At 40.5% G+C, this 24,855-nt stretch carries 22 protein-coding genes; 7 read left to right on the forward strand and 15 right to left on the reverse strand.

Annotated elements, in window-relative coordinates:
- The first annotated feature begins 70 nt into the window (after nt 1-70).
- Entirely contained in the window at nt 71-2,197 is a 2,127-nt protein-coding gene (locus FLM54_RS04655) for a TonB-dependent receptor plug domain-containing protein (RefSeq protein WP_178955454.1), read from the forward strand.
- 136 nt (nt 2,198-2,333) lie between these two features.
- On the opposite strand, the gene FLM54_RS04660 is transcribed toward FLM54_RS04655, so the two are convergent.
- Both FLM54_RS04660 and FLM54_RS04665 read right to left on the reverse strand, forming a co-directional pair.
- On the reverse strand, nt 2,334-2,918 hold the full coding sequence (locus FLM54_RS04660; RefSeq protein WP_178955456.1) for a hypothetical protein: 585 nt from the start codon (nt 2,916-2,918) through the stop codon (nt 2,334-2,336).
- Nucleotides 2,919-3,139: 221 nt separating this feature from the next.
- Entirely contained in the window at nt 3,140-4,018 is an 879-nt protein-coding gene (locus FLM54_RS04665; RefSeq protein ID WP_178955458.1) for a LysR family transcriptional regulator, read from the reverse strand.
- 108 nt (nt 4,019-4,126) lie between these two features.
- On the opposite strand from FLM54_RS04665, the gene FLM54_RS04670 reads away from it, so the two are divergent.
- Nucleotides 4,127-5,107: a TDT family transporter gene (locus FLM54_RS04670; protein WP_138607608.1), complete on the forward strand. Its 981-nt coding sequence runs from the start codon at nt 4,127-4,129 to the stop codon at nt 5,105-5,107.
- Between the two features lie 3 nt (nt 5,108-5,110).
- Here FLM54_RS04670 and FLM54_RS04675 read toward each other — a convergent pair whose 3' ends face one another.
- Nucleotides 5,111-5,293 (reverse strand): DUF2986 domain-containing protein, encoded by a 183-nt coding sequence (locus FLM54_RS04675; protein ID WP_178955460.1) that lies wholly within the window; start codon nt 5,291-5,293, stop codon nt 5,111-5,113.
- Between the two features lie 162 nt (nt 5,294-5,455).
- Here FLM54_RS04675 and FLM54_RS04680 point away from each other — a divergent pair, with 162 nt between their 5' ends.
- Nucleotides 5,456-6,943, forward strand: coding sequence for a dipeptidase (locus FLM54_RS04680; protein ID WP_178955462.1), 1,488 nt, complete (start codon nt 5,456-5,458; stop codon nt 6,941-6,943).
- Between the two features lie 61 nt (nt 6,944-7,004).
- Here FLM54_RS04680 and FLM54_RS04685 read toward each other — a convergent pair whose 3' ends face one another.
- The 4 genes from FLM54_RS04685 to FLM54_RS04700 all read right to left on the reverse strand — a co-directional run bounded on the left by FLM54_RS04685 (nt 7,005) and on the right by FLM54_RS04700 (nt 10,165).
- Complete coding sequence (locus FLM54_RS04685) at nt 7,005-7,766, reverse strand: EAL domain-containing protein (protein ID WP_178955464.1); 762 nt, start codon at nt 7,764-7,766, stop codon at nt 7,005-7,007.
- Nucleotides 7,767-7,971: 205 nt separating this feature from the next.
- Complete coding sequence (locus FLM54_RS04690) at nt 7,972-8,400, reverse strand: OsmC family protein (protein ID WP_024601924.1); 429 nt, start codon at nt 8,398-8,400, stop codon at nt 7,972-7,974.
- A gap of 119 nt (nt 8,401-8,519) precedes the next feature.
- A complete protein-coding gene (locus tag FLM54_RS04695) occupies nt 8,520-8,654 on the reverse strand; it encodes a DUF2256 domain-containing protein (RefSeq protein ID WP_076921450.1) in 135 nt (44 codons plus the stop codon).
- 2 nt (nt 8,655-8,656) lie between these two features.
- Nucleotides 8,657-10,165: a cryptochrome/deoxyribodipyrimidine photo-lyase family protein gene (locus FLM54_RS04700; protein WP_178955466.1), complete on the reverse strand. Its 1,509-nt coding sequence runs from the start codon at nt 10,163-10,165 to the stop codon at nt 8,657-8,659.
- A 104-nt stretch (nt 10,166-10,269) separates the two neighbouring features.
- Between FLM54_RS04700 and FLM54_RS04705 the strand changes: the two genes are divergently transcribed.
- Complete coding sequence (locus FLM54_RS04705) at nt 10,270-10,878, forward strand: flavin reductase family protein (RefSeq protein WP_178955468.1); 609 nt, start codon at nt 10,270-10,272, stop codon at nt 10,876-10,878.
- Nucleotides 10,879-10,919: 41 nt separating this feature from the next.
- Here the strand turns inward: FLM54_RS04705 and FLM54_RS04710 are convergent, their stop codons facing one another.
- From FLM54_RS04710 to FLM54_RS04725, 4 genes are all read right to left on the reverse strand, one after another.
- Nucleotides 10,920-12,221: an MFS transporter gene (locus FLM54_RS04710; protein ID WP_178955470.1), complete on the reverse strand. Its 1,302-nt coding sequence runs from the start codon at nt 12,219-12,221 to the stop codon at nt 10,920-10,922.
- A 170-nt stretch (nt 12,222-12,391) separates the two neighbouring features.
- Nucleotides 12,392-13,234, reverse strand: a complete 843-nt coding sequence (gene yghU / locus FLM54_RS04715) for a glutathione-dependent disulfide-bond oxidoreductase (protein WP_178955472.1) — start codon at nt 13,232-13,234, stop codon at nt 12,392-12,394.
- 17 nt (nt 13,235-13,251) lie between these two features.
- Nucleotides 13,252-13,857 (reverse strand): rhomboid family intramembrane serine protease, encoded by a 606-nt coding sequence (locus FLM54_RS04720; RefSeq protein WP_178955484.1) that lies wholly within the window; start codon nt 13,855-13,857, stop codon nt 13,252-13,254.
- A gap of 113 nt (nt 13,858-13,970) precedes the next feature.
- Nucleotides 13,971-14,654 (reverse strand): type 1 glutamine amidotransferase domain-containing protein, encoded by a 684-nt coding sequence (locus tag FLM54_RS04725; protein ID WP_008108786.1) that lies wholly within the window; start codon nt 14,652-14,654, stop codon nt 13,971-13,973.
- 154 nt (nt 14,655-14,808) lie between these two features.
- On the opposite strand from FLM54_RS04725, the gene FLM54_RS04730 reads away from it, so the two are divergent.
- Nucleotides 14,809-15,729, forward strand: coding sequence for a LysR family transcriptional regulator (locus FLM54_RS04730; protein ID WP_178955486.1), 921 nt, complete (start codon nt 14,809-14,811; stop codon nt 15,727-15,729).
- Here the strand turns inward: FLM54_RS04730 and FLM54_RS04735 are convergent.
- The 4 genes from FLM54_RS04735 to FLM54_RS04750 all read right to left on the reverse strand — a co-directional run bounded on the left by FLM54_RS04735 (nt 15,709) and on the right by FLM54_RS04750 (nt 21,005).
- Entirely contained in the window at nt 15,709-16,458 is a 750-nt protein-coding gene (locus FLM54_RS04735) for a dienelactone hydrolase family protein (protein ID WP_178955488.1), read from the reverse strand. The two genes, FLM54_RS04730 and FLM54_RS04735, sit on opposite strands and share 21 nt — an antisense overlap.
- 61 nt (nt 16,459-16,519) lie before the next feature.
- Nucleotides 16,520-17,845 (reverse strand): glycerophosphodiester phosphodiesterase family protein, encoded by a 1,326-nt coding sequence (locus tag FLM54_RS04740; RefSeq protein WP_178955490.1) that lies wholly within the window; start codon nt 17,843-17,845, stop codon nt 16,520-16,522.
- Between the two features lie 69 nt (nt 17,846-17,914).
- The gene (locus FLM54_RS04745; protein WP_178955493.1) at nt 17,915-18,760 is read right to left on the reverse strand and encodes a carboxylate/amino acid/amine transporter; all 846 of its coding nucleotides are present in this window, start codon (nt 18,758-18,760) and stop codon (nt 17,915-17,917) included.
- 109 nt (nt 18,761-18,869) lie between these two features.
- Nucleotides 18,870-21,005, reverse strand: a complete 2,136-nt coding sequence (locus FLM54_RS04750) for a M3 family metallopeptidase (protein WP_178955495.1) — start codon at nt 21,003-21,005, stop codon at nt 18,870-18,872.
- A gap of 289 nt (nt 21,006-21,294) precedes the next feature.
- On the opposite strand from FLM54_RS04750, the gene FLM54_RS04755 reads away from it, so the two are divergent.
- Nucleotides 21,295-22,167, forward strand: coding sequence for a mechanosensitive ion channel family protein (locus FLM54_RS04755; protein WP_178955497.1), 873 nt, complete (start codon nt 21,295-21,297; stop codon nt 22,165-22,167).
- Nucleotides 22,168-22,515: 348 nt separating this feature from the next.
- Nucleotides 22,516-24,804, forward strand: a complete 2,289-nt coding sequence (locus tag FLM54_RS04760; RefSeq protein WP_178955499.1) for a TonB-dependent receptor — start codon at nt 22,516-22,518, stop codon at nt 24,802-24,804.
- Nucleotides 24,805-24,855 lie beyond the last annotated feature (51 nt).

Raw genomic sequence — 24,855 nt, forward strand, 5'->3', positions numbered from 1 at the left:
AATATGTCGCGCTTTTTAGATTGCTACAGCAAGTATAATTTACCCACAAAAATTTTGTGGTAAATCAATAATGACTGATAAAAAAAATTCTTTAACCTCTTATTTATTATCCCCTTTAGCGCTTGTTATAAGTAGCGTATTATCGCCAGTTGCTTTTGCAGATGACACCTCAATTGAAGTGATTGAAGTGCACGGCCAAGCACAAAATAAACACCTATCATTAGGCTCATCTGAATCGCTATTAACCGATTTAGGAGTGGACTTTTCTGCTGCTGGTGGCATGGCCAATTTACCTGTTTTAAATGGTTTAATGGGCGATCGAGTGGCGGTACTGGTTGATGGGGCGCAAATCACCGCCGCCTGTGCTAACCAAATGAACCCGCCACTGTCTTATATTTCAGCCAATCAAATTAGTAGCTACAAAGTGGTTGCAGGTGTTTCTCCAGTAAGCGCGGGAGGCGATAATATTGCAGGTGTGATTGCTGTTAATTCTATTTCACCTCAGTACAGTGAAAACAGCGAACTTGCATGGCATTCAGGTTATGTGTCAGCCCAGTACAACACCCTTGATAACGCCAAAAAGGTCGGCGCAGGTATGCGCATTGCCAGCAATGTACTTAGTTTTAATTATCAAGGTGCGTTCAGCGATGCTAACAGTTATGAAGATGGTAACGGCGATTTAGTGCTCGATACCCTATACCGCGCGCAAAACCATAGTTTAAGTGCTGCCATGCGCGATGATAAGCAACAATTAGTGGTTAAGCTAAGTCATCAAAAAATACCCTATCAAGGCTTTGCTAATCAATATATGGATATGACAGATAACACCAGCTATGGCGCTGTTGCCCAGTATCAGCGTGCTTTTACAAGCAGTGAGCTTGAAGCGCAGTTAAATTGGCATAACGTAAAGCATGAAATGGGGTTTTTTAGCGCAGAAAAAACCGGAAAAATGCCCATGAAAACTGATGCTGAGGATATAAGCACCCAGTTAAAATGGCGACTAGCGCTTGATAACAACAGCCAGTTACTACTCGCGCAAGAGTATCACCACATGAAATTAGATGACTGGTGGCCTGCAGTTGAAGGCTCAATGATGATGGGACCAAATGACTATAACAATATTAATAATGGCCGGCGTCAGCGTATTGCTTTGCTTGGAGAATATGAAAGCCAACTAAATACTCGCTGGTGGTTAAATGCAGGCATTCGATTTGAAAATGTAATGACCAACACTGATGATGTGCAAGCATATAATGCAGGCATGGCTGCAATGAATGCAATGGCCATGGCGATGCCAAGTGATGCAATGGCCGCTAAAAAGTTTAATAACCAAAGTAAAAAACAAACAGATAATTTAGTTGATGCAAACGTGCTGATTAATTATCAACTAAGCAATAACGACGAACTACAAATTGGCTTAGCCCGTAAAAATCGTGCGCCTAATTTATACGAACGCTACAGCTGGGGCGTAGGTAATATGGCCACCACCATGATTGGATGGTACGGCGATGGCAACGGCTATATTGGTAATATAAACCTTAAACCAGAAACCGCACACACGCTAAGCAGCACGTACACCCGCATGGCAAAAGATGACAGCTGGCGTATAAGTGCTAACGCGTGGGTGAGCGATGTAAATGATTATATTGATGCCAACATAGTAAGAAGCTTTAACCGCACAGCGTTTGCTGCCAATACCCGTAATGTACTTATGTTTAATAACGTAGATGCCAGGCTTTATGGTGTAAAGCTAGATGCGGTTTTAGCACTGCATGAGTCTAAGCAGTATGGTAACTGGTCATTAAAAGCGAATATTAGCAACACCCGTGGTAAGCGCGATGATACTAATCAGCCGCTTTATCAAATTAAGCCGCTGCAAACCCAATTTGCCATTAACCAGCAAGTTGGCCGTTTTGAAAACGCACTCACGTGGCAGTGGGTCGATAGTAAAACTCGCGTAGATAGTAACCGCCTAGAAAACCAAACTGAGCAGTATCATTTACTTAATTTAAGCTCAAAAGCCAGTTGGGATGCACTTACCGTGAGTGTTGATATTACCAATCTGCTTGATGAGTATTATCAATTACCACTTGGTGGCGTAAGTATTGCTGAGTTTAAACAAGACATGTCGCAGGGCTTTAATCAATTAGCAGGGCAGGGGCGCTCTATAAATTTAGCCATGAGTTACGCGTTTTAAGATGATAGAGTAAGTTAGTATAAGCCGTCAGATTCGATTTTAGGTTAATCGAGTCTGACGGTTTATTGCCATTTTTCTAAGAGCGTATATTGAATAATCAAGCTGTTTGAAGCTGGTTTGTATGATATTTAAACTATTATTCACATTGCCAATTATTTAAATGCTCAATAATAAAGTCATCAATCTTTTTATGGATTGAAATATTATCTTGATTAACTAAATAGCTAATGTTGATATTTTCGAACTCTATATCTCTAAAGCAGCTATAATTATCTACCGCGCTATATCCGCAGCTACCCCAATACAAAAAAGTATTTTCCGATTTAGTATATAAAGTGAAACTATATTTTTCATGTTCAACAGGAATATACAGATCTTTAGCATCAGAGAATGTATTAAAAAAACTAGCATTAACATTACGCTCAAGCTTTCGATGAGGCAGCAGGTTAACCGATATAAAGTTATTCAATGGGCTTTCATCATTTTGATAGTCAACGGGCTGAAACTTCTTTATATGTTGAACAACATAATTAGCTGGAAAGAACAAAATAGGAGCCTTTGATAATTCCTTATCAAGTGCGTTGTCACCCTTATTTGAGTTAATAAAACTTGCTTCTGAAAGGTACTTATTAGGAAAACATCTACCTTGCCATTTTGTTTCAGAATTATTCTCATTACAGCCTGTCATGAGTAAAGTTAGGACTAAAACCATTTTTTTCATCGTCTTGATAACCTATGTTTGCATTACAATCATTGTAATGTGATTTTGGCTGTAATTTTTACGTACCAGTAGCATTTCAGTTAACTACCTTGCTGACGTAAATTAGTACTTGTTTGTAGCTTTAAGCTGTCCTCTGAATTACTTTTCCATTAAAGCGAATTTAACTAATTAAAACAACAAGCCTATTAAATCGTTACTTATTTATACTTTAAATACATACATTACTGCTTGTGACAAAAATCTATAAACTGCTTTAACAGCGGGTTTTTGTACTTGTCTTTATGCATTACTAACCAAAACTGCCTTTGCATGGGGTGGTTTAAATTAAGCTGTGTAACACGGCCATCTTTTAGGGCATATTGCGCAGCAAGTGATGATAAACATCCTAACCCTAAGCCATTTGCTACACAGTTTATAAGCGCTTCTGTGGTATTGAGCTCTACGCTTTGCGTCCAATTTTTAATTTGTGGCGCAAGGCTATGTAAAAAGAAGGAACGCGAGCCTGAACCAGGTTCTCTTAATACCCATTGGCTACGATTAAAGTCGTTAAAGCTAAGTTGCTTTTTTGCAGCCAATGGGTGGTTTATTGGGGCAATAATACACATGGCGTCATGGCTAAACACATTAGAGACTAAATCGCTTTGATGGGCTTGGCCCTCAATAAGTGCTATATCGAGCTCGTAATCTATAAGTTTTTGACAAATAAGCGTCGAATTGGAAATCAGTATTTGTTGTGAATAATGCTGTCGCTGTGCTCTAAATTTGCTTAGTAAAGCAGGTAATACATGATTACCAATCGTGTCGCTGGCACCAATTTTTAAAGTTCCGCTGGCAGGGGCGTTGTCTAAAAACAAGGTGTCGATAGTGTTTGCCCGATTTAATAGTTCATCAGCAAGGGGCAGTAGTTTTTGCCCTTCTTGATTTAATAATAACCGATTATTTACACGATCAAATAATGGATGGCCTAACTGCTTTTCAAGTTCGCTAAGCGCCATACTCACCGCCGCTTTAGATAGAAACAATGATTCAGACGCTGCTGTAAGGGTGCTGTGCTGGGTTATGCCGACAAATACTTTAAGTTGCTTAAGTGAAATATTCATTATGCTATGTTTAGTTTGCCTGAACGTGTGTTCTATATAATTAGATTTAACTTAACAAAATGCAAGCGTAAACTTCTCTGTAAGTTACAACCACAGGGTGGAATAGAGATGTTTAAACATATAAAAACAAAAGTATCTGGTGCACCAACACCAATGGGCGGTTTGGCATTAGGTATTGCCAGCCTAGGTTGGGCTTGGGAGAGTATGGCTAACCTAAATGGCGTAGCACAATATACCGGTGCCGCTATTGCGAGCGTATTATTGCTATTGTTAACACTTAAGTTTTTATTACATCCTCAGCTGCTTAAAGCCGATTTAGCCCATCCGGTTGTGGGAAGTGTGGTGCCTACTTTTGCTATGGCTACTTTAGTGGTGTCTAATTCTTTAGGGCAGTTTTACTCCCTTGCGGGAGATGTGCTTTGGGTTGGTGCATTTTTATTGCATTTGGTGTTTTTAATAAGCTTTATTGCTCATCGCGTGATTGAATTTAAAATTGAGCATATGGTGCCAAGCTGGTTTGTACCGCCGGTTGGGATCATTGTTGCCGATGTCGCGTTTTCAGGGAATCCGGCTCTGCTATTTTTAGCACAAGGGGCGCTTTATTTTGGCATGCTGATGTATGCAGTTATGTTGCCTATGATGATTTACCGGATCATTTTTGCTGCGCACATTCCTGATGCTGCACAACCTACATTGGCTATTTTAGCGGCGCCAGCAAGTTTATCGTTAGCTGGTTACTTTACAGTTATCAGCGAGCCGTCACCGGTTATTATTGGCTTGTTATTTGGAATTGCGGTACTGATGACCTTTATAATTTACGTCGCATTTTTTAAATTACTGCGCCGTCCATTTTGCCCAGGTTACGCTGCCTTTACTTTCCCTATGGTTATTGGTGCTACCGCGTTATTTAAACTCGCCGCATGGATGCATACAGTGGGAATTGATTTGCAGTTTGTTAAGCAAATACAGTATTTAGCAACGTTTGAATTGATTGTGGCAAGTGGGGTAGTTTGCTATGTGGCGGTTCGTTATTTGGCTCACTTTAAGCTTTTTAACACTCAATTTAAGCCTCTCACCCTATCGCAATAACGATTAAGCGCTTGTTTGCACTACCTCGGTAGCACCGTGCTCAATTGCTTGTTCGGCATCTTGCTCAGCAAGCTTTGCGCGCTCTGCTTTTGAAACATAAGTCGGTTTGTTGCTTTTATGCAGCTTGGCATTAGCGCGCTTATCTTTCTTTTGAAACTTAGTAACGATTTTTTTTCTGCGATTCATGATTAACCCCATAATTTTGAGCTGCGCATTATACAGGCATCTTGTTCAAAGCTGTTAGATAAATTATAAGCTTTGCTTGTGGGTCTGCCGCAAAGCGCTGTTTGTCACTTTACAAGGAGGTTATAATTAATGCTCTTTGTTGTTAATTAAATGGAATCTGTTTTGAACAAGCTAGCTTTAGCAAGTATTGCCTTATGTGCATTTAGCGCTCATGCACAATTAAATAAACACAGTGAAAGCGTGGCCGATTACGCAGTTAATAACTATCAAAATGCACAGGTGCATACGCTTACTAATTTAGTATCGTTTCCTACGGTTAATAAAAGTGAGATCAGCGCACCACAAAACCCCGACTTTATAGGCTTTAAAGCATTATTAAAAATGAAAGCCGCTGAACTGGGCTTTGACTACCAAGATTTAGGCTATACCGTACTCATAGGCATGGGTGAGCAAAAAGAAAAAGTAACCATAGTGACTCACGGCGATGTACAACCTGCAAACGCCAGTAAATGGAAACAAAGCCCATTTATTATTGATACCTCAGAGGCGGGTAAATTAGTTGGCCGAGGTACCGAAGACGATAAAGGCGCTATAGCTACCGCTTTATATGCGATGAAAGCCATAAAAGATAAAGGCATAACCCTTGATAACCGCATTGAGCTGATGGTTTATTTGGCCGAGGAATCTGATTGGGGGCCTTTAACCGAATTTATGAAAACCTATGAGCAACCAAAGTATGCAGTCACAATTGACGCCTCATATCCCGTGGTGGTTGCTGAAAAAGGCTGGAGCTTAATTGCGCCAACATTTGATGCAACATCACCACAAACCGATGTGTATGTAAGCAATGTAACGGGTGGTGCCTTTGCTAGCCAAATCCCTGAAGATGCCAGCTTAACTTTGCATAATGCGAGTACTGAATTAGTAGCTCAATTAAAACAAACAGCTAAGGCACTTAAGAGAGTAGAGTTTACCTTTGATGATCAAACAGATGGAACTTTAATTAGTGTTAAAGGCATGTCGGCACATTCATCTGAGCCAGAGTCAGGTGTTAACGCCATTGCTTATTTGGCTGAACTATTTAAAGCCGTTGAGCTTGAAAACAACAGCGACGGTCAGCTCATTAAGTTTGTAAACCAGTTAATTGGCCTAGATATTCACGGTAAACAATTTGGTGATATTGCGTATAAGCATGACTTTATGGGGCCAATGACGGTAGCGCCCACAGTTATTGAACGAGACGGTAATAACCTAACGTTAGCGGTTAATGCTCGTCGTCCTATGGGTAAAGAGGCTGACTTACTAGATCAGCAAATTAATAGTGCGCTTACCCAATGGCAAGCTGATAATAAAGTAACATTAGCTAATGTTAAAACCACCATTGGCACACCTATGCTGCTTGATGACGCACCTCATGCACAAAAGTTACTTGATATTTTTAAACATTTTACTGGTGATCAAGGCGCAGATTTTGTCTCTATTGGAGGTGGTACTAACGCTAAATTATTTGATAATGCCGTATCGTTTGGCCCATCAATGCCGGGTAAACGCTATACAGGTCACTCAGAGCATGAATTTATTACGCTTGAGCAACTAGCACTTAATTTACGTATGTACACCGCAATGATGATAGAGCTGGGTAATATGTAATTAACCAATAGCAAAAACTAAAAAACCGCCTTGATGGCGGTTTTTTTATAACAACTAAATGTTATTGAAAATTAACGTCTGGTAAGCACTCAAAGCCTGGTTTGGCAAACAAGTAGCCTTGCATTAATTCAATGCCGACACTTTTTAGCCAGTGATATTCTTCAACTGTTTCAATGCCCTCAGCCAGTGCCATTACGTTTAGCTCTTTGAACATATTTAAGCAGTTACGCACAATAGTTTGGCGTTTTGTGTCTTTGTCGATATCGCGTATAAGTGCCATATCGAGTTTAATAATATCTGTTTGAAAGTCAGCTAGTAAGTTTAATCCAGAATAGCCTGAGCCAAAATCATCGGTAGCTGTTTTAAAGCCTAATTCTTGGTAGTAGCTTACAACCCGCTCAACGTGGCTGCTGTCTTCTATTTTTTCAACTTCAGTAAATTCAAACATAATATTAGTTGTAGGGAAGTTGTACTTTTTAGCCGCTTCTAGGGTAGTGCGAATACAGCGCTCAGGCTTATAAATAGCGTTGGGTAAAAAGTTAATGCTTAGCATGGTGTTTATGCCTAGCTTAGAGGCAAGTGCAATAGCTTTAATTCTACATAATTGGTCAAAGGTGTAGCGGTTGTCGTCGTTTACTTGGGAAATAATAGAGAAAGCCGACTCGTTGTTTAAACCACGAACCAATGCTTCATAGCCATAAATAGTGTTGCTCTGGCAATTTATAATAGGCTGAAACGCCATGGTAAAGTCAAAGTCTAGTTCGCTAGAATCAGCGCAGTTGCTACAAGATACTTTTTCGCAACTTTGTGATTTTTCGTTCATGCATCCACCTTTGTATTTAACCAACACTAAAAGATGGTTAAGTTTTTTATAATCCTAACAAAGTATTGAGATTTTACATAATTATATTAGTAAACATTAATATAACTCATAATAAAGTTTTTATTTAATTCATGAAAAATTAGCAGTAAGGTTATGCTAAAACATAATCTTACTGCTACGCAAAAAGTATAATTGGTTTACAAAATTAGTTAAGTGTTGCCGTTAGCTTTATGCTGGTATTGAGTAGTTTTGAAATCGGGCAGCCTTTTTTGGTGTCTTCACACAGGGCTTGAAATTGCTCATTGGAAATATCAGTAATTTTTGCATTAACTACCAATTCAATTTCACTCACCGCAAAGCCATCGTCTACTTCATCTAAGCTTACTGTCGCTTTGGTGCTTATATCGTCAGCAGTAAAGCCTGCTTCTCCTAATGCCAATGATAACGCCATACTAAAGCAAGCACTGTGGGCTGCACCAACTAGCTCCTCTGGGTTAGAACCGGGCTTATCTTCAAAGCGAGTATTAAACCCATACGGCTGGTTATCGAGTGCACCACTTTGAGTTGATATAGTACCTTTACCACTTTTAATATCGCCAGACCAATTTGAGCTTGCCGTTTTTTTAATTGTCATCATGTTCTCCTTGTTTAATGTAAGTTTTTCAGCATTGATATCAGTTGTATGTAAAATAATCCGATAATTGCTTAAAAATGTACGTAGTAACATGGAGGCTGCAAGATAAACGCCAATCTCTATTTGCTACGTTTACATCGCTCAGAACAATAAATAACGTTATCCCAGTCTCGTTGCCATTTTTTACGCCACGCAAACGGTTTATTACACACAGGGCATATTTTTTCAGGTAGGGTTAGTTTTTTATGTGCCATAGTTATTTGTCTGACTGCTTTTTGGATTTACGTACCGAGGGAGTGATGGCTACATGTTTTTTTAGTATGGCATGAATAGCACGTTTAACATCGCTACGCTCTCGGTATTGCCACAATCGCTCGCGTGCCTCTTTAGATGCTCGAGTTAAATCAAGCATCGGCTCTGGGTAATCTTCACCAAGTTTAAAGTCGTTAAATAACGCTTCCATTGGCGTTTGTTGCCAGGGTTGATGTAAATATTCAATGGGGAGCTTTTCAAGTTCGGGGCACCATTTTTTTATAAATGCGCCGGTTGGGTCTTGATCTTCAGATTGTTTAATGGGGTTGTAATGGCGAATAGTATTAATGCCAGTAACCGATGCCTGCATTTGTATTTGCGGATAATGAATACCTGGCTCAAAGTCTAAAAAGTAATTAGCCAGCGGAAAACTTGCCTGTTGCCAGCTGATGTTTAAATGATGGGTTACAAAGCTCACCAGCATAGCGCGCATTCTAAAGTTAATATAACCGGTGGCTTTTAAACAGCGCATGCAGGCATCAATAATAGGAATACCGGTTTGCCCCTGTGCCCAGCGTTCAATATCGCTAGTAACCTTAGCGTCATCACGATACGGAAATGCATGGTAACCCGGATTTAAGGCTTTAAATTCCATGCTGCATTCGCTTTCAAACTTTTGCATAAAATGGCAATGCCAATGCAGGCGAGATACAAACGCAGCAAGCGGACGCTTCCAGCCTTTTTTATCGGGATGGGTTGAATGGTATGCGTCTATCGCCATTTGATACACCTGCCTAAGACTAATATTGCCCCAGGCTAAATAGGGCGAAAGCCTAGAGCAATGCGTGCGGCTCAAGCTCGGGCTAGAGATCCCTTTTTGATAGCCTTTACCGCGCTCGGCAAAAAAACTGTGCATAACATCGCGGGCAAGTCGCGGCCCTCCATATTGAAAGTTGTCATCGTCAGCTGTGTAACTGTCTGGTAATTCTGGCGATTGGTAGTGTGTGAGTGTCACTGTTTTAATGTGTTTCCAATCTGGGATGGCAATTGGCGCTTGCATTGTTTGTTGCCAGCATTCATTCCAATTATTGCGATTTTTTTTACCCCGAATGACAGCCCCCGTTGGTGACTCTAACCAGTTAATCTGATTATGTTGGCACCATGCTTTAATCGCTTTATCGCGTTCAAATGTATTATTTAAGCCGATTTCTTGGTGACTAAAGAGATTAATTATTTCAAACTGGGTGTGTAGCTCTTCAAGCAACGACTGCATATTTTGTTTAAATATGTACACGCAGCTATTAAAGCGATCAAGTTGTTGGTTTAAATCACATAGCGACTGATACACAAAGCGCCAATGTCGCTCGTTATAATGAGCATCTTCGAGTAACAGCGGCTCAAAGTTGTACAGCAATAATGTTGGAAGCCCATTGCTAAACGCATGTTTAAGCGGTTGATGATCGCTTAAGCGTAAATCGCGTTTAAACCAGACAATGTTTATTTTTTGGCGCATGAAATTAAACTATTTGCTAACGGTGTAGTATTAATGAAGATCCAATCTATAAGTACGTATTGCCTAGTACTAGGGTTTAGTTTTTAACTTAAAAGTGAGAAATAATGTTTTTAGATTTAATGCAAAACAGCAACCGCTCTGTTTATAGCTACTTAGTTGGCGGTATTAGTCCACGACCGATTGCATGGATAAGCACGCTAAGTAGTGAGGGGGTAAGCAATATTGCACCTTACTCTTTTTTTACCGTAGCAAGTTGTCAGCCTGCAGTGTTAAGTGTTACTCAAGTTAACCCCAGCGATAAAGCCAATAAAGATACACTGACAAATTTACTAGCCACCAAAGAATGTGTGGTTAATATTGTTAGTCATGCCTTAGTAGAGCAAATGAACCAAAGCTGCGCTAATTACCCTAATAATGTCAGTGAGTTTGATGAGGCCAGCATAGAGAGAGTCACAAGCCAGTTAGTTAATCCGCCGAGTGTTGCAGCTTCAAAAGTACGCTATGAATGTAAGCTTCGAGAAGTGATCACTATTTCAGATGAACCAAGCGGTGGCAAAATGATGCTCTTAGATGTAGTGGGAATTTTTATAGATGACGCCACGTTGGTAAATGGCTACATAGATCCGACACGTTTAGATGCAGTAGGTAAAATGGGCGGCGATTACTTTAGCACCACCAAAGATAAGTTTGTATTAAAACGCCCACAACTTTAAAGGTGAGCGCTTTAATTACATTAGGTTAAACAGCACGCTATTTACTCTGTTTTTGGTAAAAACAGTGCACTCATTGCACCCAAAAACCCTAATCCGCTGTAAAGCAAAATAAGCTCTGCGGTTGATAAAAACGATTCTAATAAGCCTATGCTGCCCAACATCAGTAATAAAACCCCAATAACGGTATTACTAACCGACACATAATCGGTGCGTTTGTTACCCTCTGCCATATCGACGAGGTACGTTTTTCGCCCTAAGCGTACTCCTTGGTGCGCAACTGAGAGTAAAAAGTACAAAATAGGCATAGCCCACCAATTTAGTAGCAACTCGTTATACCAAGTTGCAATAACAAATACAGCCAGCCCATTAATGGTAACCAAAGTGGCACTGAGTACTAGCACTCGCTGGCTAGATAAGTCGCTTAAGCGTCCCCAAATCGGCGCTGAGACTAAGCTTGCAAAGCCGGAAACGGCAATAAAGGTGGCAAGTAAAGAAAATTCAAACGACTGTTTACTGGCTAAAATAATATAAAATGGAGCGCTCAATGCTGAACAAAGCAGTAGGGCACGTGTAATAACAAAATGCGCAAATTGCTTATCTTGGTACAAAATTTTTAACTTTGAAAACGCATGCAATAGACCATTATTTGCCCCTTCGGTAGCGCCACTATATTCATTAATTTGTGCGTAAAAAAACGCGGCAATCAGCCACATCAAGGCACCCAGTAGTAAAGCGATGATCACAATATCTTGATCTTTTTGCTGTGAAAAAAACCACATCATGAGACCAAACGTTAAGGTAGCAAAACCGGCAATACTTGCAGCAAGCCCGCTAATATTACCGCGTTGCTGTTTAGGAATAACTTTGCCCAGCACATCTTTTGCAGCGACAGAGTTAAACCCTCTAGCAAGGCTAAATAAAATTAATAAGCCAATAATGGCGTAGCCTGCTTGTGCGCCTTTGAGGGTAAACGCCACCGCAACCATGGCTAAAATGCATCCTGCTTGCATCACTGCACCTATTACCCATACCCATTTACGAACGGGGAGTTTGCGAATAACGTTAGCAATAGCAAGTTGGGGCAGTAATGAACCCGATTCTCTGATTGGTACTAACCAAGTAATAAAACTCGCTGGTACATTTAAGCTTTGCATTAACCATGGCAGCGTTATTTTGGGGTTGAGTAGCGCATCAGCAAACTTACTAAACAGCTGGCTAATGAGTAAAATAATAAAATTACCGGGTACTTCCTGACAGGCATTGTCGTCGATGGCTTTGCAAGCTCGGGCGTCTTCTTCATTGTTTAAACGTTTATAAATTTGCTCTTTTGTTAGTTTTTTCACAATTAATAACTACGCTATCAGTGTAAATATTTAGATATATTAAGATGGTATGCTTAACTTTTCTACTTTTAGGGTTAAAAAGTCATGTTACCTGCTAAGAATGAAGGAGCCCCTAATAAACACAAAAAATCAGCTAAGCGCTGATTTTTTATTTTTACTAAACTGGAGCCTTATTCAAAATCACGAGCACTGTGGCGCTCTGCGAGTTGTTCATCTTCTGCTCCCCAAGTACGGTTAACGCGACGGCCTCGTTTTACACCTGGGCGCGCTGCTATTTGCTTAGCCCAACGAACCACATGGGTATAAGATGCAACATCTAAAAATTCAGCGGCATCATATAAGTCGCCTAATACCAGTGAGCCATACCATGGCCATATGGCAATGTCGGCAATTGAATATTCGCTGCCTGCCATGTATTCGTTGTCACTTAAATGGCGGTTTAGTACATCTAGCTGACGCTTAGTTTCCATGGTGAAACGGTCAATCGGGTATTGCATTTTGGTTGGCGCATAGCTGTAAAAGTGACCAAAGCCGCCACCTAAATAAGGCGCCGATCCCATTTGCCAAAACAGCCAATTACGACATTGTGTTTTAGCTTGAAAATTATTAGGAATAAGCGCATCAAACTTTTCGCCAAGGTATTGTAAAATAGCGCCTGATTCGAATACAGGGGTTGCTGGTGTTGTAGAGTGATCCATCAACGCAGGTATTTTTGAGTTTGGGTTTATATCAACAAAATCAGAGCCAAACTGGTCGCCTTCACCAATATTAATTAAATAAGCATCGTACTCAGCCTCAGTAATACCAAGCTCTAATAGCTCTTCAAACATAATACTGACTTTTTGCCCGTTGGGGGTCGCTAATGAGTAAAGCTGAAATGAATGTTTGCCAATAGGCAGTGTTTTATCGTGAGTTGCACCTGCAATTGGGCGGTTAATGTTTGCAAATTTACCGCCACTTTCATTGTCCCATGTCCATACTTTTGCTGGGGTGTAGTCGTTGTTATCACTCATAAATAGCCTCTAATAGTTTAAACGTGCGTATTTGCTTTGCCCGTTGTTGCTTTTAATTTATCTGCTTTTGCTAATTTATACCCTAAAAAGAATCCACTAAGTGCGCCAAACAGATGGCTTTCAAACGAGATATGCAACCGCTGTGGAAACACGCCCCAAATAAAGCCACTGTATAAAAAGGCCACCACCACGGCTATAAAAATAGATTTAAAAGAACGTCTTACAATGCCATAGCATAAAATAAATCCCCATAACCCATAAATAACGCCACTTAAGCCGACATGAATATTGCCACGAGCAAACATCCATACCAGTAATCCACCGACTAATGCGGTGAATATAAATACACTATAAAAACGCTTTACGCTGTATTGGCAAATTAACCAGCTTAAAACAATGAAGGGCAGCATATTACTAGCAAAATGCCACCAGCTACCGTGTAAAAAGGGAGCGCAAAGAATACCAATCAGCCCTTGAATGCTGCGTGGGTAAATACCTAAACCATTTAAACTAATGCCTGGCAGGCTGTTAATTAGTTGCAACACAAAACAAATAGTCACAATGCTTATAATGGCAAAACGGGTGCTGCTAAGTAACGACAAGGTGGATGGTTTATTTTGCATACGGTGCCCTTATTTATAGTAAGAGTGGCCAGTATAGGAATAGTGGTGAGTAATGAAAAGCAAATTAAAAAGCACAGCGATTAAACTGTGCTTTTTATACTGATTAATTGTAATTAACCAAGCTTGGTAAGTAATTTTTTAGCTGCTAGCTCAGAGCTTGCAGGGTTTTGACCGGTGATCACTAAACCGTCTTCAAGCGCAAGAACGCCCCAGTCGTCGGTTTTTTGATAGTCACCACCTTTTTTAATCAGCTCGTCTTCGACTAAAAATGGCACTACATCTGTTAATTGAACAGCGGCTTCTTCAGTGTTACTAAAGCCGGTAACTTTTTTACCCGCAACCAATGCATTGCCATCAGCATCTTTTGTATTTAAAAATGCGGCGCTCGCATGACACACTGCTGCCACTGGCTTTTGTAATTTTACAAAATCTTCGATGAGCGAGATTGAATCTGTGTTATCTACTAAATCCCATAATGGGCCATGGCCGCCTGGATAAAATACCGCATCAAAATCTGAAGCATTCAGTTCACTTAGTACTTTTGTGTTTGCCATTAATGCTTGCGCTGCACTGTCGTTGTCGTATCGCTTGGTTGCATCAGTCTGGAAGTCGGCTAGTGTACTGGTTGGGTCGATTGGTGGTTGACCACCGTTTGGTGAAGCTAGAGTGATTTCTGCGCCAGCATCTACAAATGCATAATAAGGGGCGGCGAATTCTTCTACCCAAAAACCTGTTTTTTCACCGGTATTGCCTAAATCAGCGTGTGAAGTAAGTACCATTAGTATTTTCTTAGCCATTATTTTTTCCTTCTGATGATTTAAAATTGTAATCTTTGCTTAGCAATTACTATATGCACTAACCCAACCTTAAACAACGATGATAAATTTAACTTTATTGATTTAATAATTGATACAATTGAAGGGTTGAAGTTAAAACCGCACTGGAGCGTCCATGAAAGTCTCGTTTGAACAATTAAAAAGTATGGTGGTATTTGCACAAATAGTTGAGCAGGGCAGTTTAACGGCAGCGGCAAAGCAACTAGGGTTAACGCGGGCAGTAGCCAGTTATCATTTAAAAAAGCTAGAAACGCAACTTGAAGTAACCTTGCTTAATCGTTCAACACGAACTATGGCGCTTACTGAAGCCGGTATAGCTTACTATGAGCGTTGCCGAGTTATTACCGAGCAGGCTAATGCTGCCAATCAACAAATAGAAAATATAAAAAGTGAACCCCAAGGATTATTAAAAATTAGTTGTCCAGTTAATGTGGGGATGCAATTAATAGTGCCTGCAATTAATACCTTTAAGCGCCAATACCCCAAAATTGATATAGATTTACAGTTAACCGATGACGTGGTGGATATTATTAAACACGGGTTTGATTTTGCAATTAGAGGAGTTGCGCTGCGCGATTCAAACCTACAGGCAACGAAGTTAACCACAATGAGTACCTGTATTTGTGGCGCGCCTGATTATTTTTCGCATTATGGCAAGCCTACTACGCCCGATGAATTAGCACAGCACCAGTGGGTGGTTTATCAGCTAGGGAGCAAAACCTTGACCTTGCAAAAAGACGGTAAAAAAGTCGACATTACCATGCAAGGATCGCTCAGTACTAATAACGCCGCTGCACGGACTGCATTTGTAGAGGCAGGACTTGGCATAGGGCGTATACCGCTATACGATGCATGGCCAAAAGTACAAGCGGGTTTACTGCAAATTATAATGGACGACTACAAAAGCAAAGACATTGAGTTGTATGGAGTTTTCCCGCCGGGGGCGACGGGATCTAAAAAGTTACGCTTGTTTATTGATTATTTAAAAGCGTACTTTGTAAAACAGCATACTGCATTAGGTATGCGTAAGGGCTAGCGCTCGGTTAAATAAGGCAACAGCCTGTTGATACATAACTATGGCGAGAGCTGCATCGTATCGCTCGCCTTCATCACGCATAAAGGCATGTTGCGCGTTAACTTCTTGCCATTGGTAATTTATACCAGTACGAACAGCTTGCTGGTATATTTTGTCTCGGCCATCTTGTGGTACATGAGGGTCTTGTTTACCCCAAATAAAATGAATTTCACCGAGTATGTCGGCCATGCGTTCAAATGAGTTATTACCGGGTTGTGCGGGCAGTGTATTACTGTGTATATCGGTGGCGTATAAACAAAACGCGGCTTTTATAAGTGGGTTTAAAGCGGCTCTGTAAGCTAAATGCCCACCAATACATACACCCATAGCTCCCACGTTTCCTGAACAATAACTTTGGCGTTTTACAAACTCGATAAGGCTTTGTGTGTCGCTATCATGATGCTCTAAAGGTTTAGACCATTTATCGTTATTACCTTTATCTTTACCTTCGTCATCATAAGTCAGCACAGTTCCGATAGGGTTAAGCTCATGAAACACTTCTGGCACAAGTACCACAAAACCATGACTGGCTAAAATAGCTGCACTGCGGGCAATAGGTGCCGTTTGCTGGAAAATTTCAGAATAAAAAATAATGGCAGGGTATTGCCCCGATGTTTGTGGGCGGTAAATAGTGGTTCGCATTAACCCTGTAGGCGTTGGTAAGTCAGCGTTATGGTGTTGAATGATCATAAAAGCGCTCAGTAAAATAAATATAATAGCTGAGCGCGGTCAAATAAACACGCCCTAAAGTTTAAATACTTGCAGGCATTTTATTGCAACTGGCGTAATAGCTAACCGTAGCTGGCCAATCAGAAAATATACCGATTACACCAACCTCTTTTGCAAGTACATCAACCACGGCCATCATGTCACCATCGTTATCTATAACATCACTAATTGACTGGTAATAGTATCCGCCTCCATTATTCAGCGGCCCTGAACGTTCAAGACTCCATGCAATAATATTAAGGCCTGCGGCTTTAGCATCAATAGCGTACTGTGATGGCACGATATTACTTTCATTATCTATGGTTAATAGCATCCAAATGGGTGGAGCAATAATTTTAACACCGTCATTAAAAAGCGAAGCCATACTAGGTTGCCATGTGTCGGGGTTGTTAGGATCAAACCCTGCATCGCTATCTCGGCCATCTAAATAAACGCTTTGCGCTGCAAATTCAGGGTTAGTATTAATCCAATATTGTACGTCAGCTAAATTAAATGATTGCGGAAAAACACGCGAAGCGGGTACCTCCATTTGCGTATATTCATCTAGCATTTTTTGTGCGTATTGCGTTTGGGTCATACCGTTAAAGGGCATACTCACTTGAGGTGATTTAAGCTCTGGGGTCATTTTTACTCCGAGCTGTTTAAATAGTGCAATACTTTGTTTGTGGGTCATGAGTGTACCTGAGGTGGCGTATAAGTCAGTGCGCCAACTTGCTGTACCTTTCATGTAATCGCTAACATTAGTGGCACTGGTGTTTGCGCCATCCATTTTACCCTCAAGGGTTAAAAACTCTGCCAAGCTAATATCACTGGTACAACATTTAGCTGAAGCAGGCGTGCCACTGCTAGAGTTTGCTGGAGTAAATGGCTCACTGCATTTAGCCGCAAGTTCTGGAATAGCTAAAATGTTAGTGGTGGTGTGCAAGTCGCACTGAGAATGGCGGCATACTAGCTCTTTATCATTGGTAAAGGTTACATCGCATTCGACAATACCGGCGCCCATACGAGCAGCCGCTATGTAAGACTCTTTTGTGTGCTCTGGGTATTGCATGGGGGCACCACGGTGACCAATTGAAAAATCAGTACGATAAAAAGGGCCTTCTTTACACGATTCTAATTGTGTTTTTAGTGCGCTGTCAGCCATATCGTCAATTAAGTAGTCGGGGCGAGTACCTAGTTGCGTATTGGTGCCTTGTGCCACTTCAACAATAACCGGGGTAGGTACTTCAACAATTTCAACGTCAGTGTTGGTAACAACCACTTCTTTTTCGACTATTTTTACATCGTCATCACAGCCAGCGAGTGAGCTTAATAATAAAAAAGTTGTTAGAAAAGGTATGCGCTTCATTATTTGTCCTTAAAAATAAAAGTGGACGCTACCTTACTAATTATTAATGACAATTTCACTACAGAGTGATTAATTTGCTGATTTAACCATTATTTGGTTTACCACCAAGGCAAACAGCATCACTCCCGCGCCAATAGTTAATCTAAGTAGGTCTGCGTCTCTATTCCAAATAAGCACATTAACAATTATACCGGCAGGAATAAGCAAGTTGTTCATCACCGCCAGCGCGCCAACATTAACAAGCGTCGCGCCTTTATTCCACATAAAGTAGCCTAAACCGGAGGCCACAATGCCTAAATAAATCAGTATGCCCCATTGAGTTGAGGTACTTGGTAATTTGTTAAGATCACCAAATAAGGCGTAACAGGCGCTTGCAACAATTAGTGCGCCAATAAAAAACCAACCAAATACGGTTTTATCATCGAGTTGTTTATTAAGCATTAATCGTTTGTAGGTTACTTGGCCGATAGCAAAACTAATATTAGCGCCTTGAACCAGTAGTAATCCGACTAAAAAGTTACTGTCTAAGTTTTCATAACGAATGGTAATAGCCCCTAACACGGCAATAAACGCGACGATAAAAAACTGCGGATTAAACTGTTTATTTAGCGCATCGTTTAAAAGCGTAATGTAAAGCGGGGTCATTACAGTAAATAACAGCACTTCTGGCACACTTAAAAACAAAAATGAGTGGTAATAAAAGCCATACATAACCCCCAGTTGCAGTGCTCCTATCAGCATGAGTTTAAACGCAAGTGGGGTAGGGATTTTCTTTAAAAAAGGCAAAAATACTAACGCTGCTAAAGCCACACGAATTAGCACACTAAACCACGCATCAACTTGGCCTGCTAAATACACACCAATTAAACTAAACGAAAACGCCCAAAGAAGGGTAACTGCAAATAAATAGCCCATAACACTCATCTTGTTTTAAGTAATGGTGTCAGTTTATCTGTTATATATTGTTCTATAAACAATAAAAGCCCGCAAGCGGGCTTTTGTATCAGTTGCTTAAAAATATTAATTAATCAACTAAACCACGGCGCTTAAGCAATGCATCAGTCGTTGGTTTTTGACCTCTAAACTCAATGTAGCTTTGCATTAAGTCACGGCTGTTACCTTTTGATAGGATCTCTTTACGGAACTTATCGCCATTTTCGCGCGTTAAGCCACCGTTGTTTTCCATATGAGCAAAGGCATCAGCGGCAAATACTTCAGTCCATAGGTAAGCGTAGTAACCTGCTGAGTAACCACCTGCAAACGTATGGCTAAAGTAGTTTGATTTGTAACGAGGTGGTACAGGGTAGTAATCGATACCGTGTGCCTTTAGTGCTTCGCTTTCAAACTGTTGTACATCAGTTACTTTTTTATCAGAACCAAATGAGTGCCATTCCATATCCAGTAATGCTGCAGCTAAATATTCAGTGGTACCAAAACCTTGGTTGAACTTTTGCGACTCAAGTACTTTATCAAGTAGTGCTTGAGGAATTGGCTCACCTGTTTTGTAATGCTTAGCGTAGTTAGCTAATACACTTGGCTCAATCATCCAGTCTTCATGTGCTTGTGATGGAAATTCAACAAAATCACGCGCTGTAGCAGTACCTGCTAGGCTTGGGTATTTAACGTCAGAGAATAAACCGTGTGCTGCATGACCAAACTCATGGAACATAGTCGACACTTCGTCAAACGTCATTAGCGTTGGCTCGCCTTCTGCTGGCTTTGGAATATTTTGTGCGTTATAAATAACCGGTTTTGTGCCTTTTAAGCCGCTTTGGCTTACGTATGCACTCATCCATGCACCGCCACGCTTACCTTCACGTGCATATGGGTCCATGTAAAATAAGCCTATTGCGCTGCCATCAGCATTAAATACTTCAAACGCCATGACGTCTTCGTGATAAAGCGGTAGGTCTTTACGCTCTTTAAATGTAATGCCGTAAAGTTTTTCCATTGCAAAGAATAAACCGTTATGAATAACCGATTGCATTTCAAAGTAAGGCTTAACTAAGGCTGGATCTAGGTCGTATTTTTCAGCACGAACTTTTTCTGCATAGAAAGACCAATCCCATGGTTTTAGTTCAAAACTTTCACCAGAATCGTTAATTACTTTTTGAATCGCTTTTGCTTCTGCTTGCGCTTTTTCAACTGCTTTTGGCGCGAGGTCATCTAAAATACCGTACACGTTATCAGTGGTTTGAGCCATGCGTGAAGTCATTACATACGAAGCCCAATCTTTAAAGCCTAACAGTTCTGCTTTTTGTGCACGTAGGTTAGTTTCTTTAATAATGATAGGGCCGTTGGTTTTAGCTGCACGGTTGGTTGATGCTTTAAAAATCTGCTCACGCAGTTCACGGTTTTCAAGGCTAGATAAAATAGGCTGTTGTGTGGTGTTCACTAGGGTGATCATGTAGCCGTCTTTGCCTGCTTTTTTAGCAGCTGCTGCAAGACCTGCAATTTCACCTTCAGATAAACCAGCTAGTTTGCTTTTATCTGTTACTAAAATAACGTCTTCTTTAAACGATTTTAATACGTTTTGAGAAAACTCCGTTGATAGTTTTGCAAGCTCAGCGTTAATTTCACGCATTTTTGCTTTTTCAGCATCATTTAGTTTAGCACCCGCTTTAACAAATTGTTTGTAGTAAAAATCAACAAGACGTTGATCTTCAGCGCTTAACTTATCTTTGTTGTCGTATACTGTTTGTACACGTTCGAACAATGCACCATTTAGATAAATGTCATCAGAGTGTGCTGAGAACACAGGCGCCATTTTTTTATCAATGCGCTGGTACTCATCGTTAGAAATAAGACCTGATAAGTTGTAGAAAGCAGCTGATGCGCGGTTTAATAGCTCACCTGCAAGTTCCATTTCTACCAAGGTATTTTCAAAAGTAGCTGGTTCTGGATTATTAGCAATTGCCATAATTTCTGCATTATGTTGTGCAATACCTGCATCAAATGCAGCTTCGTATTCAGTGGTACCAAACTTATCAAACTCAGGAGCCATGTATTGCAATGGGCTTGGTTTAAATAATACATTGCTTGCGTTGATATCTTGCACTTGTGCTGTGCTTTGTTGTTTTGTTTCTTGGGTGCTTTCAGAAGAACAGGCAGATAATAAAAGTGCACTAGCAATCGTAGTGGCGATCAGTGTTTTACGCATAATAACTCCATAAAAAATAGTAGCCGAAATAGGCTTTTCGAGTCGAAAACCCAGTTAACTTACCAAATTTTGACTTATATACAACAAAGTTTATCGATTTAAAGCGGGATTTAAACGCAAATTAGGTGATAAAAACTCGGTATGTAAATAAAAAAGTAGAAAAATACAGCAATTATGCAATTAGCTTTAAGTTTGTTGCTGCGTATTTAAGCTAACCGCATGCTAAACTTGGGGTATTATTAGCGCATAAAAATAATCGTTTGTGTGCGACCTTACACATGGAAAATCAATGAACTTAGAACAAATTAATCACATTCTCGCCTTCGTATTGTTTAGCTACAACGACATTCACATTACCGTGGCAAAAGTAATTCAAGTGCCGCTAATTTTGTTTACTATGTGGGTTGTGGTGACTCAGATTGGCAAGTTAATTAAAAAGTCATTACTTGCACGAAAAATGAGCCCAGATGCAGTGCATTTATTCACGCGTTTTTATTTCATTTTAAGTATTGCGATTTTACTTTTTACCTCCCTTGAGGTGCTCAACATTCCATTAACCGCATTTGCCTTTGTATCGGGTGCCATTGCCATCGGTGTGGGGTTCGGTGCACAAAATATTATTAATAACTTTATTAGTGGCTGGATATTAATGTGGGAGCGGCCAATCCGTATTGGCGACTTTTTAGAGGTTGGCACTGCTAAGGGGGTGGTTGAAACCATTAATACTCGCTCTACTCGTATTCGCAGGAACGACGGTGTTCATATGCTGATACCCAATAGCCAGTTATTAGAAAACACAGTTACCAACTGGACGCTTATTGATGGTAATGCGCGCTCATCTGTGAGCGTAGGCGTAGCTTATGGCTCTGATGTGTTATTAGTTAAAAAGTTAATTCAGCAAGTATTAGATGAGCATGAGGCAATATTGGCAACGCCTCAATCAACCGTATTGTTTGATGATTTTGCAGATAGCTCGCTAGTTTTTAATGCTATTTTTTGGGTGTGCGCTGAATCAGAAACTCGATTAAGACAAGTCCGCAGTGATATTCGTTTTAGGATTTATGAAGTGTTTGACCAACATGATGTGGTGATTGCATTTCCACAGCGAGATCTTCATATTGATGGTGAAATTGTTCTTAAACGCTCATTAGTGAAAAAGTAGTATTTAAAAAAGTGTCGCGTTATTCCGCTATATTTTTTAACAACTCAACGTAAGGACATATGTCCGCTTTTTGGTTGTTTAGTTGCTAAAAGTACACTAAATGTCGGGATAGTGCGGTTAAGTGTTAAAAATAAGTTTAATTTTTAGTGTTCAGTATGCAGTAAATAAATTACACCATGATATAATCTTGCGCATTCAGTCAGCCTTATTTATGCCGTTTTTGTACTCTCGGTAATAAGGTCCGCGCCGCATAGAGCAAGTCGCGAAAAATTGACTGAATCCGTAATTATTTAATTGCGCAACACATCAACCGTTGAACAAGAGTGCACTAAAAAGGTTAACCCCGACATGAAAGCAATGAAAAGATCTACGTTAGCAACCCTTATCAATGCAACGTTGTTCTCTGCCGTAGCAGGTACGTCAATTTCAGCCGTAGCTGCTGAGCAAGAAACTACTGCTAAGAAGAACCAACTAGAAGTTATTCAAGTTACTGCTCGTAAACGAGTAGAAAACGCTCAAGAAGTGCCTGTTGCTGTTTCAGCCTTGCAAGGCGATAGCTTAGATGCTTACAGCTCAGCTGGTATGGATATTCGTTTTATGAATGCGAAAATCCCAAGTTTATCTATTGAATCTTCATTTGGCCGTTCATTCCCACGCTTTTATGTACGTGGCCTTGGTAACACTGATTTCGATTTGAATGCTTCGCAACCAGTGTCGCTTGTGGTTGATGAAATTGTACAAGAAAACGCAATCTTAAAAGGTTTCCCTGTATTTGACGTAGCACGTGTTGAAGTGCTTCGTGGTCCTCAAGGTACATTATTTGGTCGTAATACACCGGCTGGCCTAGTTAAATTTGATACCGTAAAACCAAGTCAAGAATTTGAAGGCTATGGCTCTGTATCTTACGGTAGTCGTGGTGCTGTTGACTTTGAAGGCGCTGTTGGTGGTTCATTAACAGATCGTTTATCAACACGTGTTTCAGTACTTTGGCAAGATAAAGACGATTACATTGATAATCGTGCACCAGGTTTTGAGCAAAAAGATGCCTTAGGTGGTTACACTGAACAAGCAGCCCGTATTCAATTTTTATATGAAGGTGACGATTTCACTGGATTATTTAATTACCATGTTCGTGATTTAGATGGCTCTCCAATTGCCTTTCGTGCTAACACTATCAAACCTGGTACTAACGATTTAGTTGATGGTTTTGAAAATGACGTGGTGTATCACGATGCCGCATCTCGTGCGACGCAGCAAGTGGAATCGCAAGGTGCAAGCCTTAAGCTTGAGTGGGACTTAGCTAACCATACAGTAACGTCAATCTCTGGTTGGGAAAGTGCAGAAATTTACTCTCGTGCTGACATCGATGGTGGCTACGGTGGGTTCTCCATCAATGATGTTCCAGTTGCAATGGGCCCTGGTTTTATTCCTTTCTCTTCAGAAAGTGCTGATGGTATTCCAGACCAAGACCAATACACGCAAGAACTTCGCTTATCAAGCAACTTTGCTGGTGACGTAAATTACCAAGTGGGTGTTTTTTACTTCGACGAAGCATTAACAATTGAAAACTTTAGCTATGATACAGCCAATAATGGCGTATTAAACGGTTTTGTTAGTCAGCAGCAAGACACTAAAGCATGGGCTGTATTCGGCTCAGTTGATTACACTATTACTGATGATTTAAAAGTAACCGCGGGTCTTCGTTATTCAGATGATGAGAAAGAATTCTCAGCTAACCGCACGCTTAGCCCAATTGGTGGTGCAGCGACTTATATCGAAAAAAATGTTAGCGATGATCACGTAAGCTGGGATTTATCAGCTAACTACAAAATCAACGATGACGTAAACTGGTATGGCCGTATTGCTAACAGTTTCCGCGCACCAAGTCTTCAAGGTCGTATCTTATTTGGTGATGAAGTAACCGTTGCTGATTCAGAAACTGTTACCTCGTTTGAAACAGGTATTAAATCTGATGTGTTAGATGGCCAAGGCCGTGTAAATGCAACAGTATTTTATTACACTATGGATGACCAGCAGCTAACGGCAGTGGGTGGTGGTGCTAACTTTAACCGTCTATTAAATGCTGATAAAACAACCGGCTATGGTTTCGAAATTGATTCTGAGTGGGTGTTAACTGACGAATTAAATGCAACCTTCAACTTAAGCTACAACAAAACTGAGCTTAAAGATAAAGATTTAGCCGTTGCAGTGTGTGCACAGTGTACTGTTACTGATCCTACGTTCCAAGTACCAGGTGCATTTGGTCCTGAAGATCGTGCTATTTTAGATGGCAATAGCTTACCGCATGCACCAGAGTGGATCTCTAACATCACACTTCGTTACACTAAAGAACTCGCTGAAGGTGATTTCTTTGCTTACGCTGATGTGTCGTACCGCAGTGAGATTGACTTTTTCTTATATGAATCAGTTGAGTTTGAGGGTAAGCCACTGACAGAAGTAGGTTTACGTGCAGGCTATGCATGGGCGCAAGGCGATTACGAATATGAAGTATCAGCATTTGTGCGTAACATGTTTGACGAGCAGCAGACGATTGGTGGTGTTGATTTCAACAACAATACAGCCATGGTTAATGAAGAGCGTTACATTGGCGCTGAGTTTAAAGTTAACTTTTTCTAATCGATAAATTTAACGTTAAATTGTAATTATTGATAAAAGCCTGCCTAGTGC

This window comes from Pseudoalteromonas sp. Scap25 (assembly GCF_013394125.1).
Taxonomy (GTDB): Bacteria; Pseudomonadota; Gammaproteobacteria; order Enterobacterales; family Alteromonadaceae; genus Pseudoalteromonas.